The organism is Streptomyces sp. NBC_01142, from assembly GCF_026341125.1.
Lineage (GTDB): Bacteria > Actinomycetota > Actinomycetes > Streptomycetales > Streptomycetaceae > Streptomyces.
Window position 1 is genome coordinate 815,820 of the sequence record NZ_JAPEOR010000002.1, and the last position, 18,535, is coordinate 834,354.

The 18,535-nt window shown below is 67.8% G+C and carries 15 protein-coding genes and 1 tRNA gene; 10 read left to right on the plus strand and 6 right to left on the minus strand.

The annotated features are described in order from the left end of the window. Window positions 1-66 precede the first annotated feature (66 nt). The 4 genes from OG883_RS21145 (at window position 67) to OG883_RS21160 (ending at window position 5,505) form a co-directional block, all read left to right on the plus strand. On the plus strand, window positions 67-2,364 hold the full coding sequence (locus tag OG883_RS21145; RefSeq protein WP_266543178.1) for an FdhF/YdeP family oxidoreductase: 2,298 nt from the start codon (window positions 67-69) through the stop codon (window positions 2,362-2,364). A gap of 86 nt (window positions 2,365-2,450) precedes the next feature. Then, window positions 2,451-2,927 (plus strand): PaaI family thioesterase, encoded by a 477-nt coding sequence (locus OG883_RS21150; RefSeq protein ID WP_266543179.1) that lies wholly within the window; start codon window positions 2,451-2,453, stop codon window positions 2,925-2,927. Between the two features lie 218 nt (window positions 2,928-3,145). After that, window positions 3,146-3,592, plus strand: coding sequence for a S26 family signal peptidase (locus OG883_RS21155; RefSeq protein ID WP_266543181.1), 447 nt, complete (start codon window positions 3,146-3,148; stop codon window positions 3,590-3,592). Between the two features lie 59 nt (window positions 3,593-3,651). Continuing rightward, window positions 3,652-5,505: a BTAD domain-containing putative transcriptional regulator gene (locus OG883_RS21160; RefSeq protein WP_266543182.1), complete on the plus strand. Its 1,854-nt coding sequence runs from the start codon at window positions 3,652-3,654 to the stop codon at window positions 5,503-5,505. Here OG883_RS21160 and OG883_RS21165 read toward each other — a convergent pair. From OG883_RS21165 to OG883_RS21180, 4 genes are all read right to left on the minus strand, one after another. After that, entirely contained in the window at window positions 5,486-7,702 is a 2,217-nt protein-coding gene (locus OG883_RS21165) for an ABC transporter ATP-binding protein (RefSeq protein ID WP_266543184.1), read from the minus strand. The two genes, OG883_RS21160 and OG883_RS21165, sit on opposite strands and share 20 nt — an antisense overlap. After that, the gene (locus tag OG883_RS21170; protein ID WP_266543186.1) at window positions 7,699-8,289 is read right to left on the minus strand and encodes a hypothetical protein; all 591 of its coding nucleotides are present in this window, start codon (window positions 8,287-8,289) and stop codon (window positions 7,699-7,701) included. Before OG883_RS21170 ends, OG883_RS21165 begins: the two co-directional genes overlap by 4 nt. Before the next feature lie 9 nt (window positions 8,290-8,298). Continuing rightward, on the minus strand, window positions 8,299-8,850 hold the full coding sequence (locus tag OG883_RS21175) for a MauE/DoxX family redox-associated membrane protein (RefSeq protein ID WP_266543188.1): 552 nt from the start codon (window positions 8,848-8,850) through the stop codon (window positions 8,299-8,301). Window positions 8,851-9,012: 162 nt separating this feature from the next. Continuing rightward, complete coding sequence (locus OG883_RS21180) at window positions 9,013-9,204, minus strand: hypothetical protein (protein ID WP_266543190.1); 192 nt, start codon at window positions 9,202-9,204, stop codon at window positions 9,013-9,015. 1,014 nt (window positions 9,205-10,218) lie between these two features. Between OG883_RS21180 and OG883_RS21185 the strand changes: the two genes are divergently transcribed. The 5 genes from OG883_RS21185 to OG883_RS21205 all read left to right on the plus strand — a co-directional run bounded on the left by OG883_RS21185 (window position 10,219) and on the right by OG883_RS21205 (window position 16,043). Further along, complete coding sequence (locus OG883_RS21185) at window positions 10,219-11,451, plus strand: branched-chain amino acid ABC transporter substrate-binding protein (protein WP_266543191.1); 1,233 nt, start codon at window positions 10,219-10,221, stop codon at window positions 11,449-11,451. 116 nt (window positions 11,452-11,567) lie between these two features. Further along, complete coding sequence (locus OG883_RS21190) at window positions 11,568-12,497, plus strand: branched-chain amino acid ABC transporter permease (RefSeq protein ID WP_266543193.1); 930 nt, start codon at window positions 11,568-11,570, stop codon at window positions 12,495-12,497. A 5-nt stretch (window positions 12,498-12,502) separates the two neighbouring features. Then, window positions 12,503-14,296, plus strand: coding sequence for a branched-chain amino acid ABC transporter permease (locus tag OG883_RS21195; RefSeq protein ID WP_266543195.1), 1,794 nt, complete (start codon window positions 12,503-12,505; stop codon window positions 14,294-14,296). A gap of 5 nt (window positions 14,297-14,301) precedes the next feature. Then, entirely contained in the window at window positions 14,302-15,330 is a 1,029-nt protein-coding gene (locus OG883_RS21200) for an ABC transporter ATP-binding protein (RefSeq protein ID WP_266543197.1), read from the plus strand. Further along, a complete protein-coding gene (locus tag OG883_RS21205) occupies window positions 15,327-16,043 on the plus strand; it encodes an ABC transporter ATP-binding protein (RefSeq protein ID WP_266543198.1) in 717 nt (238 codons plus the stop codon). The genes OG883_RS21200 and OG883_RS21205 overlap by 4 nt, the downstream gene beginning before the upstream one ends. Before the next feature lie 76 nt (window positions 16,044-16,119). On the opposite strand, the gene OG883_RS21210 is transcribed toward OG883_RS21205, so the two are convergent. Continuing rightward, complete coding sequence (locus OG883_RS21210) at window positions 16,120-16,773, minus strand: ANTAR domain-containing response regulator (RefSeq protein WP_266549273.1); 654 nt, start codon at window positions 16,771-16,773, stop codon at window positions 16,120-16,122. A 99-nt stretch (window positions 16,774-16,872) separates the two neighbouring features. On the opposite strand from OG883_RS21210, the gene OG883_RS21215 reads away from it, so the two are divergent. After that, window positions 16,873-16,945 (plus strand) — tRNA-Leu (locus OG883_RS21215). 58 nt (window positions 16,946-17,003) lie between these two features. Here OG883_RS21215 and pyk read toward each other — a convergent pair. Then, window positions 17,004-18,437 carry a pyruvate kinase gene (gene pyk / locus OG883_RS21220; protein WP_266543200.1) on the minus strand — a complete coding sequence of 478 codons (1,434 nt, stop codon included), beginning with the start codon at window positions 18,435-18,437 and terminating at the stop codon, window positions 17,004-17,006. Between the last annotated feature and the right edge of the window lie 98 nt (window positions 18,438-18,535).

Genomic DNA, 18,535 nt, shown 5'->3' on the forward strand with positions numbered 1-18,535 from the left:
ACTGACAATCCCGACCGTGGCAGGATCGGAGTGGTACCCGCAGACGCAGGCTCGAGGGAGAGCGCGATGGCCAGCAAACCGCCCACAGGCGATCCGGTCCAGGACGCCCCGCAGGTCGCGGCCCCGCAGCACGCCGCCGCCGGCCTCTCGGCCATCGGACACACACTGCGTATCGCCCAGCAGCAGATGGGTGTCCGGCGCACCGCGCAGACACTGCTCAAGGTCAACCAGAAGGACGGCTTCGACTGTCCCGGCTGCGCCTGGCCGGAGGGCGACAAACGACACACGGCGGAGTTCTGCGAGAACGGCGCGAAGGCCGTCGCCGAAGAGGCGACACTGCGCCGGGTCACGCCCGAATTCTTTGCCGCGCATCCCGTCGCGGACCTGGCCTCGCGCAGCGGGTACTGGCTGGGGCAGCAGGGCCGTCTCACCCAGCCGGTGTACCTGCCCGAGGGTGCCGACCGGTACGAGGCGGTGACCTGGGAGCGTGCCTTCGCGATCATCGCGGCGGAGCTGACCGCGCTGAGCTCGCCCGACGAGGCGCTCTTCTACACCTCGGGGCGCACCAGCAACGAAGCGGCGTTCCTGCTCCAGCTCTTCGCCCGCGAGTTCGGCACCAACAACCTGCCCGACTGCTCCAACATGTGCCACGAGTCGTCCGGCTCGGCACTCACCGAGACCCTCGGCGTCGGCAAGGGCAGCGTCTCGCTGGAAGATCTCCACCAGGCGGACCTGATCATCGTCGCCGGGCAGAACCCGGGCACGAACCATCCCCGGATGCTCTCCGCCCTGGAGGACGCCAAGAAGGCCGGCGCGAAGATCATCTCGGTGAATCCGCTGCCCGAGGCCGGCCTCGAGCGGTTCAAGAACCCGCAGTCCCCGCGCGGCATGCTCAAGGGCACCGCACTCAACGACCTCTTCCTGCAGATCCGCATCGGCGGCGACCAGGCCCTGTTCCGGCTGCTGAACAAGCTGATCCTGGCCGAGGCCGACAACGCCTCCGGCGCGGGCTCCGGGGCCGTCGACGAGACGTTCGTACGGGAACACACCCATGGGTTCGAGGAGTTCGCGGCCGCCGCCCGCGATGCGGACTGGGACGAGACGCTGGCGGCGACCGGACTCGATCGCGCCGAGATCGAGCGGGCTCTGAAGATGATCCTCGCCTCGAAGCGCACGATCGTGTGCTGGGCGATGGGCCTGACCCAGCACAAACACGCCGTGCCGACCATCCGTGAAGTGGTCAACTTCCTTCTGCTGCGCGGCAACATCGGCCGTCCCGGCGCCGGCGTCTGCCCCGTGCGCGGCCACTCCAACGTCCAGGGCGACCGCACCATGGGCATCTTCGAGCGCCCCTCCGAGGCCTTCCTTGACGCCCTGGAGAAGGAGTTCGGCTTTGCGCCGCCCCGCCACCACGGCTTCGACGTCGTACGGTCCATCCGGGCACTGCGCGACGGGGAGGCGAAGGTCTTCTTCGCCATGGGCGGCAATTTCGTGAGCGCCACCCCCGACACCGAGGTCACCGAGGCCGCGATGCGCCGGGCTCGCCTGACCGTCCATGTGTCGACGAAACTGAACCGCTCGCACGCCGTCACCGGCACACACGCGCTGATCCTGCCCACCCTCGGCCGCACCGACAAGGACGTACAGGCGGGCGGCAGGCAAGTCGTGACGGTCGAGGACTCGATGGGGCTGGTGCACGCCTCGCGCGGCAATCTCACCCCGGCAAGCCCTCATCTGCTGTCCGAGCCGGCCATCGTGGCTCGGCTGGCGCGCGCAGTGCTCGGCCCCGGATCGGCGACACCCTGGGAGGAGTTCGAGAAGGACTACGCGACGATCCGCGACCGCATCGCGCGCGTGGTGCCCGGCTTCGAGGACTTCAACACCAAGATCGCCCGCCCCGGCGGATTCACACTCCCCCACGCCCCGCGCGACGAGCGCCGCTTCCCCACCGCCACCGGCAAGGCCAACTTCACCGCCGCGCCCGTGGAGTATCCCCGGGTCCCCGCGGGCCGGCTGCTGCTGCAGACACTGCGCTCGCACGATCAGTACAACACCACGATCTACGGACTCGACGACCGCTACCGCGGCATCAAGGGCGGCCGCCGGATCGTCATGGTGCACCCCGAGGATGCCCGGGAGCTGGGCCTGGCGGACGGCTCGTACACCGATCTGGTCAGCGAGTGGAAGGACGGCGTGGAGCGGCGTGCCCCCGGTTTCCGGGTGGTGCACTACCCCACCGCCCGTGGCTGTGCCGCCGCGTACTACCCGGAGACCAATGTGCTGGTGCCGCTGGACTCCACCGCCGACACCAGCAACACTCCCGCGAGCAAGTCCGTGGTGATCCGCTTCGAGCGCGGGGAATGAGACCACCCGTCTAAGCGTTCGCTCAGGCATCTGATAAGACGGTGTGCACAGCACACAACGAACGCCGACGATCGGAGCCGGGCCCCATGGGCGAGCAGACCACCGTGAAGTTCCCGCCAGAGGTCATCGAGGAGTACGCCGCACTCGGGGTCGACCTGCCCGCGCTCTTCTCCGCCGGGCATCTGGGCAATCGCATGGGCGTGCAGATCGTCGAGGCCTCGGCGGAGCGCGTCGTCGCCACGATGCCCGTCGAGGGCAACACCCAGCCGTACGGGCTGCTGCACGGCGGCGCATCCGCCGTGCTGGCCGAGACCCTCGGCTCCATCGGCGCGATGCTGCACGGCGGGATCACCAAGATCGCCGTTGGTGTGGACCTCAACTGCACCCACCACCGCGGCGTCCGCTCCGGGCTGGTGACCGGCGTGGCGACCCCGGTGCACCGTGGCCGCTCCACCGCCACGTACGAGATCGTCATCACCGACGAGCAGGACAAGCGGGTCTGCACGGCCCGGCTGACATGCATGCTGCGCGATGCGCCCGGCGCACCCGGCGCGCCCGCCTGATCCTTCGCACGGCAACACCGACACCCGAAATGCGTCCGCATTTCGGGTGTTTTGCTGTTCATCGGCGAGAAAGCTGTGGAATGACCGTGCCATTCGGGATGAGCCGGACAGCCCTCCCGCGATTCGCACCTGCGTCCGAGTGAAAGCATTGACAGGCGTCACCACCGGTGTGCACGATCATCCGGACCGGGGGGAATCAGGGAAGGCTGATTGCATCTGTGAAGTGGATTCTTGGCGGAGTAATCATCGGGGGAATCGGGGTCTTCCTGATCGTGCGCCGCCTGCGCGGACGATTCGTCGTCGTGACGGTCGAAGGTACAAGCATGGCGCCGACGCTCGCCCCCGGTGATCAAGTCGTGGTGGTGCGCAGGAAAATCGATGCGGTCCGCTCCGGCGACGTGATCGTGCTGCGGCCACCGAAAACCTCGGAGCGCTACGAGTCGGTGAACGACAAGGCCTGGAACATCAAGCGTGCAGCGGCCCTTCCCGGAGATCCCGTGCCCGACGGAATACCCGGCGGAGAAGGCATCGCGCAGGTACCACCCAGGTCCCTCGTCGTATTCGGCGACAATTCCGACAGTGTTGATTCCAGGCAGCGCGGATTCTTTCCCGCGGATCAGATCCTGGGCGTAGCGATTCGCATGCTCGGCGGTCGCACATTGTGAATGACACCGGGGGAAGGCATTCAGAAACGATGGGCATCGAGTTTCGGTCCCTCGGGCCGATGGAGATTTCGACCGGGGCCGGGTCGATTCATGTCGCCGCGGGCAAGCAACGCACCATCCTGGCCATGCTGCTTACCCACGCGGGGCATGTCGTACCGGTGCACCAGCTCGTGGAGGAGGTATGGGGGGACACCCCGCCGCATTCGGCGGTGCCCAATCTCCGTACGTACGTGATGCAGCTACGGCGGCTGCTGCGGCCGCTCGACGATCCCTCCGGCGCCCGCCTGGTCACCTCCCGTTCCGGCTACGCGCTGAGGCTGGCCGAGGGCGAGTTCGACATCCCGCACTTCGAGGCACTCGCCGCCCGAGGGCGTAACGCCGCGGCCCGCCAGGAACTCACCGAAGCGGCGGATGCATTCGGCCGGGCCCTCGCGCTGTGGCGCGGAAGTCCCATGGAGGACATCGCCCTCGGACCGACCCTTCGCGGACTCACCGCAAGCCTTACCGAACAGTATCTGAGCACGGTCGAGAATTACGCGGACGTCGAGCTCTCGCTGGGCAAGGGAGCGGCTCTGGTCGAGCAATTAAGACCGCTGGCCCGAAGATACCCGCTGCGTGAACGCATTCACAGCCGACTGATGATCGCCCTGTACCGAAGCGGTGATACGGCCGCCGCCCTCGCAGCCTTCGGCCAAGCCCGTAAGGCGCTGCGCGACGAACTGGGAGTGGACCCCGGCCCCGAGCTCTCCCACACACATCAGGCCGTCCTGCGAAGAGCCCCCCACTTATTGCCTCCCAGCCTTCCCGGAGAGATGAACATGCTCTCTTCACGGACTTTTTCGGATCCGCCCCGCCAGCTCCCCCGGGAATCGACGGTCTTCGTCGGACGGGAGCGCGAAATTACACGTGCACACTCTGCCCTGCGCTCGATCGGGCGCAATACGACAGGTGCACCCGTGATCGTTTTCCACGGTTCCAGCGGGCTGGGGAAGTCCGCTCTGGCTCTGCGCACCGCCCATTCCGTCGCCGACCGGTACCCCGACGGCCAGCTCTATGTGGATCTTCAGGGATACCGGCCGCGGCTGGAGCCGCTACTGCCGGTCGATGTCCTCGGCAGCTTCCTGCGCGCCCTGGGAATGCCGCGCGACAGTGTTCCCACGACGCCGGCCGAGGCCGCAGCGGGCTACCAGTCCGTGCTGGCGGGCCGCCGCATCCTGATCGTCGCCGACAACGTCTCCCACCGCAGTCAGGTGATGCCGCTGCTGCCCGCGAGCAGCGACTGCGCCGTACTCATCACCAGCAGGAGCATCCTGCCCACGCTGGACGCGGTACGGATCGCGGCGCGCGCGCTGGACGCCACCAACTCCGTACGTGTCCTGGCCCTGTTGACCGGTCAGTCGCGGGTGGTCGCGGAACCCCTCGGGGCCACGGAGATCGCCCGCTGGTGCGAGGGCAATCCACTGGCGCTCAGCATCGTCGGCGCCCGCTTCGCCGGCCGGCCCGACTGGTCGCTCACCGGATTCGCCCAGCGGCTGCGCGATCCGGCACGGCGGCTGGACGAACTACAGATAGCGGACCTCTCCATGCGGTCCTGCTACGCGGTGAGTTACGCCGATCTGTCACGCGGCGACGATCCGGCACGGCACGCGGCCGCGGATGCGTTCCCCCGGCTGAGCTCCCTCGAATCGCCCTTTCCCGTGGCACGCGTCACCGAACTGCTCGGCTCCGGGCCGTTGTCGACCGAGCGAGCCCTGGACGAGCTGGTGGCCGTCGGCCTGCTGGAGCCGGTCGCCCAGGGCCTGTACCGCATGCGCGATCTGGTACGTCTCTACGCCGCCGAGCTCGCGGCAGCGGAGGTGCCGCCACCGCGCGGCGCCTCCGCGGACCTGGTTCTCACCCGGCCGGCGAGCTGACCGGCTCGGCATCCTGTGGCTCGGTCTCCCGACGCTCGACGCCCTGCTCAACTCCCTGCCCGATGCCCCGATCGACGGCCCGATCGGTGACCTGCTCGACGGCCCGCTCGACGGCCTGCTCAATGCCCGGGCAGGCCTCCTCGTGGGCGTCATGGGGGGCATCGGAGGTGGTGCGGTAGCCCTCGGCCTGGATGGCGAAGAGCCGCGCGTACTCCCCGCCGCTCGCCAGGAGTTCGCCGTGCGCGCCGCGCTCGACGATCCGGCCGCCGTCGAGGACGACGATCACATCGGCCTCGCGGACGGCGCCGAGCCGGTGCGAGACGAGCAGGCTGGTGCGGCCGGTGCGGTGTTCGCGCAGCCGGCGGTGGATCTCGTGCTCGGCCTGGGCGTCGAGGCCCGCGCTCGGCTCGTCGAGAATCAGCAGGTCCCGCTTGTCACGCAACAGCGTGCGGGCCAGGGCCAGGCGCTGCCACTGTCCGCCGGAGAGCACCACGCCCGTCTGCGGATCGTCGTCGTCCGTCTGATCGGTGAAGATCCGGCTGAGCAAGGTGTCATAGCCGCGGGGGAGATCCTCGACAGTGGTGTCGATGTCCGCCATCCGCGCGGCTTTACGCAGCCTCGGCCGGTCGGAGAGCGCATCCAGCTCGCCCACCCCGATGTTCTCCGCGGCTGTCAGGTCGTAACACATGTAGTCCTGGAACAGCACGCCCATCCGGCGGCGCAGCTCCGCGGGCGGTACGTCACGGATGTCGACGCCGTCCCAGAGGATCGCTCCGCGCGTGGGGTCGTAGAACCGGCACAGCAGCTTGATCAGCGTGCTCTTGCCCGCGCCGTTGAGCCCTACCAGCGCCACGGAACTGCCGTGGGGAATAGTGAGGTTGAGGCCCCGCAGGACCCATGGATGGCTCTCGTCGTAGCGGAACCAGACGTCCCGCAGCTCGATCGCGCCGCGCAGCGCGGGCAGCTCGGCGGGCGTCGCCGCCGCCCCGGAGACCGAAGCCGCCCCGGAAATGGCAGCGGAAGCGGCAGCAGCAGTGGAGGCGGAGACCGAGACCGAGACGGAGGGGAGATCGTCGGGGAGTGAGACCACCTTGTCGTGATAGCCGAAGACGAGCAGCGCCTGATGGGCGAGCGCAACGTTGTCCACCAGGCTCGTCAGCGCGCCCTGCGTACCGGCCACGGCGGCGACGAACGCCGTCACATCGCCGACGCTCAGCTCTCCCGCCGCGGCCGCGCGCACCGCCCAGACCAGCCCTGCCCCCGCGACCACCGTGGACAGCAGAGCGAGCAGCGACTGCGTGCGCGTCTCCTGCACGTCCAGCCGCCGCTCCCCCGTCTGCTGGGTCGCGAGTTCGCCGAGCATGCGCTGCCTGAGGAAGTCGCCGAGGCCGAACAGCCGGGTCTCCTTCGCCCCGCGCACATCGGTGATCAGCACCGAGTAGAAGATCTGCCGTCGGGTCGCCGGGGAGATACCGGCCATCATGCTCACCCGCCGCCGCGACAACGACAGCCGGGCGAACAGGGCGGGCAGCGCGGCCACCGTCACCAGTCCGGCCATGACGGGGCTGAGCACCGACAGCGTTCCCAGCAGGCTCACCAGGGTGATCACATTGCGCGCGGTGTCGAAAAGGCCGGTGGTGACCGGCCCCATCGCGCCGCCCGACGCCTGCATGGCCATGCTGAGGTCATTGCGGAAGTCAGGGTTCTCGAACCGTGAAAGCCCCTGGAACCCGTTGATCGTGGTGTAGAGCCGGTCCTGCATCAGGCGGTCCAGCCGACGGGCGAGTTCGTTCTGGAGGAAGTTGCCCAGATGCGGCAGCACACCGGCCGCGAGCCCCAGGGCGGCGAGACCGAACGCCCAGCGCAGTACTCCGTCCGGCTGCCCGGCGGCGAGATCGTCGACGATGAACTTCGTGAACCACGCGGTACCGGTGGGCACCAGCCCGGAGACCACGGTGATCACGAGATACACCCCGGCCAGGAGCGGCCCTGCCCGCCAGCACAGCAGCCACGCCGTGCCGATGTGGCGGAGCCGCAGCCGCGGCCGCCCCTTGTCGGGACCGTATTTTTCCGGACCGACGCCGTCCGGCCCGTACTTTTCGTGGCCGACGCTGTCCGGCCCGTACTTTTCGTGGCCGACGCTGTCCGGCCCGTGCCCGTCCGGACCGTCGCCGGGCGCGGACTGCGGCGCGGTCACGCCGTCGGCGCGGGCTCGGCCAGTGCACGCGCGCCGGGCGCGGCGGACATGGCCGGCTCCGGCAGCTCGGCCGGGTTGTTCACGGCGTGCACGACCACACCCTCAGCGTCCACCTGGACAAAGGTCGGGAACGCCTCGATCTCCATGGCGTCCACCAGCCGCTGCGCCTGCCCACCGCGCACGACGGATGCCACGCCCGCCACATGGCCGACGAGCTGATCCACCTTGATCCCGTCGCCGGAGATCACGGCCACCGCGTCGCGCCCACGGGCCCGGACGGCGAACACCGGCGCGTGGTCGTGGCAGGTCTCGCACTGGGCGTCGAAGAACGCCACCAGACGCGAGCCGTCCCGCGCATCGTCCGTGCCCCCCGTATCCCCCGGATCCCCGCCGCCCACGCCGGGAAGGTCGGGCACCTTCCGGCCGACGAGCACCATCGGGTCGTACGGGGTGAAGTGCTGCTGCCCGCCCAGCCCCGCGATCTGGGTGGTGTGCTCCCGCAGCCTGCGCAGCACCGCGAACGTAAGCAGCAGGTCGAACAGACACAGCGCACCGACGAGAACTACTGCCGCAATCAGAATCGTCATCGGAAGTCCTTACTCATGGCTCATGGCAGGCGGGGTGGCGAACAGGGCCATCAGATCGTCGAGACGCACGACGAGCAGCACACCGATCGCGGCTGTCGTCAGCGCGACGGCGGTGCCGCCGACGTGCTCGGGCCACCAGGCCCCGGCCCCCTCGGTGAGCGACAGCCCAAGACCGGCGGCACCGGCGAGCGCCAGGATCAGGTTGCGTACGACATGGACGGGCCCCAGCGGCGCGGCCGAGGCGCCGAAGCACCGGCAGGGGGCGCGGCGTCCACGGCGCAGGGCCAGCGCGATTCCCGTGGTGAAGACGAGGAGCAGCACGGCAGCGAGCGCGAATCCGGCGGGCGCGGTGGGCGGCACCGCGAGCAGCGCGAGCACGGCGAGCTCGGTGACGGCGACCGCGGCTGCGGCGGCCGTCGAAAGCCTCCGCGACAGCAGCCTCAGGTCGGCAATCGACTTCGCGAACTCCTCGAATGCTGCCCGGCCGCGGAACTTCCCCACGACCGCGACCAGGAAAACGCCGATCAAGAGGATCCGGCACGCGAAAACGAGATAGGTCATGCACCCAGTCCTTGAAGATCCGTAAAGATCCACGCCGTCGAATGTCCGCTGTACGCGGGTGTACTCGGGTGTACTCGTCTGTAGGCGCTTTATGCGTCTGTACGCGTCATGGGTGAGCAGCGACCGTTCAGGGAGTCACTGCTCACCCACGTTCGCTGGTGATCAGCTGAAGCAGTTGACGACCCGCTCGATGTTGCAAGGGGTGCAGCCGCTTGTGCCCCCTACCACGTGGCAGGTACGGAAGCGGGCTCGCCGCTCACTGATGCAGTAGCAGCGCTCCGTCCAGCTGGTGTCGGCCGAAGCCGTTGCCTTGGGCACCAACCGCTCAAGGAGCCGGTCGCCGAGCTTTCCCATGGAACCCATCATGTTTGACTCCCGTTTTGCTGAAATTGCCGGCACCGCCGAAAACCCACCGGCACTGCCGGAACGGCTGGAACCGCCGCGAAGCCCGCACGCTACCCACGACCCATAGACCGGGCCGTACATCTGATCTACAACCGTCATTGAGTTACCGATCGTGACGAACTGGCGTTCCCTCACGAGCACTCCGCCGCGCCCCTCCGCCCGGTTCACCGCAGCCGCGGTTCTCACCCCCGTCGTGGCACTCGGCCGCTCGCCTCCCCCTCCCTCTCCCGGGCGCGCCATCCCCACATCCGCTTGCGCCGAGGACGAACCGGTGCGTGTGCGTACGGAACTCATCACCCACTGGGTCAAGACGCTGATCACCAAAGGTCCCGGCGTCGACCCCGTCGGGGAGCGGAAGGGGATGTCCATCGGCCAACACGCCGTCCACGAGGAGGTCGTTGCCGCGGCCCGGGCCGAGCGGAAGCGCCAAGGCACCGTCACAGAACTGCGTTTGACGGAGCGCCAGGCACGTCAACGGTGCACCGCCGGGCGCGGCGTCGAGCGCCGCGCCGGGCGCGGCGGGCCGCACTGCACGGCCCGGTCCGGAATTACTCTCCGTAACGAATGGGCGGTACGGAAACAGGCGTGGAACACCCCTCACACCCGGCCGTCACCTGCCGCGAGGTCCCGCATACAGAGACTTTTCCGCCACCTGCGGCCACAGCAGCATGATCCCCTCAAGCCCCTTACCGGAACTGCACGTTCTCGCTATGTGGTCACTTTTGCCGCGCGAACAAAGGGCCTATCTGTCCGTACTGCTCCCCCCTGCTCTCCTCCGCGGCATAACAAGACAGTCACATCCTGACCTTCCCCCATCCCCGACTCCCTCACCTGCGCTTAGAGTCACGGCCAGTCACCGCGCCGCCGGGCGCGTCTGCAGCACGGACCTGTACCAACCCAGTACGGCCCGGCGAGACACACGGCGCCTCACCAGAGGAAGCCGCGCCAGGGAGAGGATTCATCGTGCGACACCGTTCCTTGCTCATACTCACCTCCGTCCTCACGACGGGGGCGCTCACGCTCACCGCATGCGGGTCGCGCGACGACGACAACAAGAACAGCGACGGCGGGAACACCACCGTCGTCATCGGCGTGGACGCGCCGCTCACCGGTGCGAACTCCGCCATCGGTCTCGGCATCCAGTACGGCGTCCAGATCGCCGTCGACGATGCCAATGAGAAGAAGCTCGTCCCGGGCGTCACCTTCAAGGTCAAGGCCTTCGACGACAAGGCGCTGCCCGCCTCCGGCCAGCAGAACGCCAGCAAGCTCGTCGCCGACAAGGACGTGCTCGGCGCCGTCGGCCCGCTGAACTCCGGCGTCGCCGTCTCGATGCAGCAGGTCTTCGCCACCGCCAACATGGTCCAGATCTCCCCCGCGAACACGGCTCCCGAGCTGACGCAGGGCAAGGACTGGGCGAAGGGCAAGGACGCGAAGAAGCGCTCCTACAAGACCTACTTCCGCACCGCCACCACGGATGCCCTTCAGGGCGGCTTCGCGGCCGAGTACGCCGCGAAGACCCTGAAGAAGAAGAAGGTCTACCTCGTCGACGACAAGCAGACCTACGGCGCCGGCCTGGCCCGCCTGTTCAAGGAGAACTTCACCAAGGCGGGCGGCAAGGTCGCCGGCGAGGACCACGTCAACACCGGCGACAAGGACTTCGGGACCCTGGTCACGAAGATCAAGGACTCGGGCGCCGACCTGCTCTACTACGGCGGTCAGTACGACGAGTCGCAGATCCTCACCAAGCAGCTGAAGGAAGCGGGCGTCAAGATCCCGCTGTTCGGTGGCGACGGTATGTTCACCGACACCTACATCAAGACCGCCGGTGCGGCCTCGGACGGCGACCTCGTCACCTCGGTCGGCGTCCCGGTCGACAGCCTGCCGGCCGCCAAGGACTTCATCACGAAGTACAAGGCGAAGAAGTACCCGGGTGACTACGCCGCCTACGGCGGTTACTCCTACGACGCCGCCACGGCCATCATCAAGGCCGTCAGCACCGTCGTGAAGGACGGAAAGGTTCCGTCCGACGCCCGCGCCAAGATCGTCGAGGAAGTCCAGAAGACGAACTTCGAGGGCATCGCCGGCCCGGTCTCCTTCGACGAGTTCGGTGACACGAACAACAAGCAGCTGACCGTCTACCAGGTCAAGGGCGGCAAGTGGGCGGCCGTCAAGAGCGGCACGTACAACGCCGGCTGATCCACCCACCGCACAGCACAGCACAACAAAAGGGCCGCGCGGCCACGACCACACGTCACCGCGCGGCCCGATTTCTACCCTCTGCTCACTCTCCCCACCCACATGGAGGCCATGCGGTGAACACCCTGCCGCAACAGCTGGCCAACGGGCTGATTCTCGGCTCGATGTACGGGCTGATCGCCATCGGATACACGATGGTGTACGGCATCGTCCAGCTCATCAACTTCGCCCATGGCGAGATCTTCATGACCGGCGCCTTCGGCGGACTCACGGTCTTCCTCCTTATGCCCAGCGGCACGTCCATGTGGGTGCTTCTCCCACTGATGCTGCTCGGCGGCGCCATCGTCGCCGTACTCATCGCAGTGGGAGCTGAACGTTTCGCGTATCGACCACTACGAGGCGCACCAAGGCTCGCACCACTGATCACCGCGATCGGACTCTCGCTCGCGCTGCAGCAGGCGATCTTCAACTGGTACCCCGAGGCGAAGAACGACCGGGTCTTCCCGCAGATACCCGGCGGCCCCTTCGACATCGGCTCCATCAAGATTCAGACCGGTGACGTCTTCCTGCTGATCGCCGCCCCGCTGTGCATGGCTGTCCTGGCCTTCTTCATCCGCACCTCCCGCACCGGCCGCGCCATGCAGGCCACGGCGCAGGACCCGGACACCGCACAGCTCATGGGTATCGACACCAACCGGATCATCGTGATCGCGTTCGCGATCGGCGGTTTCTTCGCCGCCGTCGCCGGTATCGCGTGGGGCCTGAAGTACGGCTCCGTCAAGTTCGACATGGGCTTCATCACCGGCCTCAAGGCGTTCACCGCAGCCGTGCTCGGCGGCATCGGAAACATCTACGGAGCCATGCTCGGCGGCGTCGTCCTCGGCCTCTCCGAGGTCCTCGCCAGCGCCTACATCTCCGAGATCCCCGGCATGCAGCAGCTCGGCGGCGGCAGCTGGGCCCCGGTCTGGGCCTTCGTCCTCCTCATCCTCGTTCTGCTGTTCCGACCACAAGGTCTACTCGGCGAACGCGTCGCGGACAGGGCGTGATGACCATGGCAACCACCACCATCGACACCACTGCCAAGGACACCACCGCCCCCGCACGCGGCCCCATCGCCCTGCCGCAGGGCGCAGCCCGTGCCCTCATCGTCGGCGGCTCCGTCCTCACCATCGCCAGCACGTTCCTGGCGTGGACCTGGACCTCCGCCTTCCCCGGTGATCTGACGGTCTACGGCTACCCGGCCGGCCTGCAGATGCTCACCATCGTCGCCGCGGCCGTCAGCCTGCTCTTCGGGCTGAACCTGTGGAACGTACGCGGACTGGGTTGGGTCAACCCCGCCCGCGCCACCGCTCCGGTCTTCCTCGGCGCCCTGTCGGCGTTCGCGGTCGTCTGGTTCACGATGATCGCCATCGCGGTCGACCTCGGCGGTCTCGCCAACCTCGAGCCCGGCGGCTATGTCGCCGCGGTCGCCTCCCTGCTGCCGGTCATCGGCGCACTGGCGCTCCCCCACCCCGGGGACTCGTGGAAGGCGTACTTCAAGAAGCCCGACGGCATACCGGCCCCCGCCGGCACGCTCGCCCCCTGGGCCCAGCGGCTGATCATCACCGTGGTCACGGCCATCGGGCTCGTCGCCTTCACCTACGGACTCGGTGTCGACGACGAGGAGAGCGAGACCTTCATCGGCTTCCTGCTCCTGGTGGTCCTGACCTGCTGGGCGCTGTTCAGCGCGGGGCTCATCGAGCGCTTCTCCCATCTCAACGCCCTGCACCGGGGCTTCGCCACCTCGATGATCTTCATCGCCGCGGCGATCTTCCCCTTCACCCAGAGCGATGACGCCACCGCCAACCTCGGCGTCAGCATCCTCATCTTCGGAACGGTCGCCCTCGGTCTCAACATCGTCGTCGGCCTCACCGGTCTCCTCGACCTCGGTTACGTCGCCTTCCTCGGTGTGGGCGCCTATGCCGCTGCCCTGGTCTCCGGCTCCGAGTTCTCCCGGTTCTCCGGCGTCCAGTTCCCCTTCTGGGCGGCCGCGCTGACCGGTATGGCGGCATCGCTGGTCTTCGGCGTACTGATCGGCGCCCCGACCCTGCGACTGCGCGGCGACTACCTCGCCATCGTGACGCTCGGCTTCGGTGAGATCTTCCGTATCGCCATCAACAACCTGGACGGCACCTCGGGACCGGACATCACCAACGGCCCCGACGGCATCGCCCAGATCCCCGACCTGGAGATCTTCGGCTTCAACTTCGGGGCCGCGCACCAAGTCGCGGGCTTCACGCTCGGCCGGTTCGCGAACTACTTCTTCCTGATGCTGCTGATCACGGCGCTCGTGGTGCTGGTCTTCACCCGCGCCGCCAACTCCCGTATCGGCCGCTCCTGGATCGCGATCCGCGAGGACGAGACCGCCGCCACCGCCATGGGCATCAACGGCTTCCGCGTCAAGCTGATCGCCTTCGCGCTCGGCGCCTCGCTGGCCGGCCTCGCGGGCACGGTCAGCGCCCACGTCACCTATAGCGTGGTGCCCAACCCGTACATGTTCGCCGGAGCCGCTCCGCCCAACTCCGCCTTCCTCCTGGCTGCCGTCGTCCTCGGCGGCATGGGCACCGTCAGCGGCCCGATCCTCGGCGCCACGCTGCTCTATCTGCTCCCGGAGAAGCTCGGCTTCCTCAAGGAGTACGAGCTCTTCGCCTTCGGTGTCGCGCTCGTCCTGCTGATGCGCTTCCGTCCCGAGGGCGTCATCGCCAACCGGCGCCGGCAGCTGGAATTCCATGAGACCGGGCAGCTCGACGTACCGGAACAAGGCCTGACGGAGAACACCGTCGGCGTCACCAAGTCAGGGGCGTGACCACCATGACCACGGCCACGGCCACCACCGTCCTGCAGGCGTCCGGCGTCACCATGCGCTTCGGCGGCCTCACCGCCGTACGCTCCGTCGACCTCACCGTCAACAGCGGAGAGATCGTCGGCCTCATCGGGCCGAACGGCGCCGGCAAGACCACCTTCTTCAACTGCCTCACCGGCCTGTACGTCCCCACCGAGGGCAAGGTCAGCTACAAGGGCACCGTCCTGCCGCCCAGGCCCCACCTGGTCACCAAGGCAGGCATCGCCCGTACCTTCCAGAACATCAGGCTCTTCGCCAACATGACCGTCCTGGAGAACGTCCTCGTCGGACGCCACACCAGGACCAAGGAAGGTCTCTGGTCGGCGCTGCTGCGCGGCCCCGGCTTCAAGAAGGCCGAAGCCGCTTCGCGCGAACGCGCCATGGAGCTCCTGGAGTTCATCGGCCTGGAGCACAAGGCCGACCATCTCGCGCGCAACCTCCCCTACGGCGAACAGCGCAAGCTGGAGATCGCCCGGGCGATGGCGAGCGACCCCGGCCTGCTGCTCCTGGACGAGCCGACGGCCGGTATGAACCCTCAGGAGACACGGGCGACCGAGGAACTCGTCTTCGCCATCCGCGACAAGGGCATCGCCGTTCTCGTCATCGAGCACGACATGCGCTTCATCTTCAACCTCTGCGACCGCGTGGCCTGTCTGGTCCAGGGCGAGAAGCTCGTCGAGGGCACGGCCGACGTCGTCCAGGGTGACGAGCGCGTGGTCGCCGCCTACCTCGGAACGCCGTTCGAGGGCGCGCCGGGCGCGGAGGAGGTCGCCGAGGTGGAGGCCGCCGAGGCGGAAGCGGCTGCCGAGGCGAACGCCGCTGCCGAAACCGCCGAGGCAACCGCAGCCGAAGCGGCGGAAGCCGCGGATGCCCCGGATGCCCCCGAGGCTGCCGAGGCTGCCGAGGCGGAGAGCACCACAGACTCCACCAGCACCACCGACTCCACCAGCAAGACCGGCAGGACCAGCACCACCGGTTCGGAAGGGGACGCGTCATGACCGCCCTCCTCGAGGTCGAGGACCTCAAGGTCGCCTACGGCAAGATCGAGGCCGTCAAGGGCATCTCCTTCAGCGTCGAGGCCGGCCAGGTCGTCACCCTCATCGGCACCAACGGTGCGGGCAAGACCACCACCCTGCGGACGCTGTCCGGGCTCCTCAAGCCGTCCGGCGGCAGGATCACCTTCGACGGCAAACCGCTGAGCGGAATCCCGGCCCACAAGATCGTGTCACTGGGTCTGGCCCACTCCCCCGAAGGCCGGCACATCTTCCCGCGCCTCACGATCGCCGAGAACCTCCAGCTCGGAGCGTTCCTGCGGACGGACAAGGCGGGTATCGAGAAGGACATCCAGCGCGCCTACGACCTCTTCCCCATTCTGGGAGAGCGCCGTAAGCAGGCCGCGGGCACCCTCTCGGGCGGCGAGCAGCAGATGCTGGCGATGGGACGCGCGCTCATGTCCCAGCCCAAGCTCCTGATGCTCGACGAGCCGTCGATGGGCCTCTCCCCGATCATGATGCAGAAGATCCTGGAGACCATCGTCGAGCTCAAGTCGCAGGGCACCACCATTCTGCTCGTCGAGCAGAACGCCCAGGCGGCCCTCTCCCTCGCGGACGAGGCGCACGTCATGGAGGTCGGCACCATCAAGCTCTCGGGCCCCGGCCACGAGCTGCTCCACGACGAGTCCGTCCGCAAGACGTACCTCGGCGAGGACTGAGCCGCACACACGAGGAGGCCCGCATCCCGGTCACGGGGTGCGGGCCTTCTTCGTACGCGTACGAGAGCGGTCCGGGCTACTCGCCCTTCGCGTTCTTCTTCTCCTCGGCGTCCTCGATGACCGCCTCCGCGACCTGCTGCATCGACAGCCGCCGGTCCATCGAGGTCTTCTGGATCCAGCGGAACGCGGCCGGCTCGGTGAGCCCGTACTGCGTCTGCAGAATGCTCTTCGCCCGGTCGACCAGCTTGCGCGTCTCCAGTCGCTGCGAGAGGTCCGCGACCTCCTGCTCCAGCGCCTTGAGCTCGGTGAAGCGGGACACGGCCATCTCGATGGCCGGCACCACGTCGCTCTTGCTGAACGGCTTCACCAGGTACGCCATGGCTCCGGCGTCCCGGGCCCGCTCGACCAGGTCGCGCTGCGAGAACGCGGTGAGCATCAGGACGGGCGCGATGGACTCCTCGGCGATCTTCTCGGCCGCGGAGATTCCGTCGAGGACGGGCATCTTCACATCGAGGATGACCAGATCGGGGCGGTGCTCACGGGCGAGCTCGACGGCCCGCTGGCCGTCACCTGCCTCGCCGACTACCGCGTATCCCTCTTCCTCGAGCATCTCTTTGAGGTCGAGCCGGATGAGGGCCTCGTCCTCGGCGATGACGACGCGGGTCGTCAGCGGCGGGACGTGCGACTTGTCGTCATCGGCGACGGGCTGGGGCGACTCGGGGGCGGTCACGGTGCTCCTCATTCCAAGGCAGGGTGCTCCCCATGAGCCTACCCAGCTCCTGTATGGTTGGGACACGAAGGGTCTTCTTCATCCTTCGTTTCCAAGGGCGCCCCGGTAGCCCAGCGGTAGAGGCAATGGTCTCAAACACCATCCAGCGTGGGTTCGAATCCCACCCGGGGTACTTTCCCTCACTTTCCAAGGTCACGACTGAGGCCCCTCTTCAGAGGGGCCTCACTGCGTTACCGGGTGGTTTCTTCCTCACCGATGTGGTGAACCCGGACGAGGTTGGTCGAGCCGGCAACCCCGGGCGGGGAGCCGGCCGTGATGACCACGATGTCGCCCTTCTTGCAGCGGCCGATCTTCAGCAGTTCCTCGTCGACCTGCGCGACCATGGCATCGGTCGAACCGACCTGCGGGCCGAGGAAGGTCTCCACGCCCCAGGTGAGGTTGAGCTGGGAGCGGGTGGCCGCGTCCGGGGTGAAGGCCAGCAGCGGGATCGGCGAGCGGTAGCGGGACAGCCGCTTGACGGTGTCGCCGGACTGGGTGAAGGCGACGAGGAACTTGGCGCCGAGGAAATCGCCCATCTCCGCCGCCGCCCGCGCCACCGCGCCGCCCTGCGTGCGGGGCTTGTTGCGCTCGGTCAGCGGCGGCAGGCCCTTGGCCAGGACATCCTCCTCGGCCGCCTCGACGATGCGGCTCATCGTCCGCACCGTCTCGACGGGGTACTTGCCGACACTCGTCTCGCCGGAGAGCATCACGGCGTCGGTGCCGTCCATGACGGCGTTGGCGACGTCGGAGGCCTCGGCGCGTGTGGGACGGGAGTTGTCGATCATCGAGTCGAGCATCTGCGTGGCGACGATGACCGGCTTGGCGTTGCGCTTGGCGAGTTTGATCGCCCGCTTCTGGACGATCGGCACCTGCTCGAGGGGCATTTCGACGCCCAGGTCGCCGCGGGCGACCATGATCCCGTCGAAGGCGGCCACGATGTCGTCGATGTTCTCGACGGCCTGGGGCTTTTCGACCTTGGCGATGACGGGGAGGCGGCGGCCCTCCTCCTTCATGATGTGCAGGACGTCCTCGATGTCGCGTCCGCTGCGTACGAAGGAGAGCGCGATGATGTCGGCGCCGGTACGCAGGGCCCAGCGGAGGTCTTCGATGTCCTTCTCGGAGAGGGCGGGGACGGACACGGCCACGCCGGGCAGGTTCAGCCCCTTGTGGTCGGAGACCATGCCGCCTTCGACGACCGTGGTGTGCACGCGGGGGCCGTCGACCGCGGTGACTTCGAGGGCGACCTTGCCGTCGTCGACCAGAATGCGCTCGCCGGTGGTCACATCGGAGGCAAGGCCCCGGTAAGTGGTCCCGCAGGTATGACGGTCGCCTTCGGTCTCTTCGACCGTGATGGTGAATTCATCACCGCGTTCAAGCAGTACGGGGCCTTCGCGAAAGCGTCCGAGGCGAATCTTCGGACCTTGAAGGTCGGCGAGGATGCCGACACTGCGGCCGGTCTCGTCGGAAGCCTTGCGTACACGGTGGTAGCGCTCCTCGTGCTCGGCATAGGTGCCGTGGCTGAGGTTGAAGCGGGCGATGTCCATTCCGGCTTCGACCAGTGCCTTGATCTGGTCGTATGTGTCGGTGGCGGGCCCCAGGGTACAGACGATCTTTGCTCGGCGCATGCTTCGAGCCTACGGCTTACCGGCCGGTAGAGAATTGGCTGCGCATGACGACTCAACAACCTTTACATGAAAGGTTATTGACAAGTGTTGAATTGTGC

Bases quoted from the DNA above. Each gene is read 5' to 3' on its own strand.
- OG883_RS21145 (WP_266543178.1), top strand. From the start codon at position 67: ATGGCCAGCAAACCGCCCACAGGCGATCCGGTCCAGGACGCCCCGCAG.
- OG883_RS21150 (WP_266543179.1), top strand. From the start codon at position 2,451: ATGGGCGAGCAGACCACCGTGAAGTTCCCGCCAGAGGTCATCGAGGAG.
- OG883_RS21160 (WP_266543182.1), top strand. From the start codon at position 3,652: ATGGAGATTTCGACCGGGGCCGGGTCGATTCATGTCGCCGCGGGCAAG.
- OG883_RS21170 (WP_266543186.1), bottom strand. From the start codon at position 8,289: ATGACGATTCTGATTGCGGCAGTAGTTCTCGTCGGTGCGCTGTGTCTG.
- OG883_RS21175 (WP_266543188.1), bottom strand. From the start codon at position 8,850: ATGACCTATCTCGTTTTCGCGTGCCGGATCCTCTTGATCGGCGTTTTC.
- OG883_RS21180 (WP_266543190.1), bottom strand. From the start codon at position 9,204: ATGGGAAAGCTCGGCGACCGGCTCCTTGAGCGGTTGGTGCCCAAGGCA.
- OG883_RS21195 (WP_266543195.1), top strand. From the start codon at position 12,503: ATGGCAACCACCACCATCGACACCACTGCCAAGGACACCACCGCCCCC.
- OG883_RS21200 (WP_266543197.1), top strand. From the start codon at position 14,302: ATGACCACGGCCACGGCCACCACCGTCCTGCAGGCGTCCGGCGTCACC.
- OG883_RS21205 (WP_266543198.1), top strand. From the start codon at position 15,327: ATGACCGCCCTCCTCGAGGTCGAGGACCTCAAGGTCGCCTACGGCAAG.
- pyk (WP_266543200.1), bottom strand. From the start codon at position 18,437: ATGCGCCGAGCAAAGATCGTCTGTACCCTGGGGCCCGCCACCGACACA.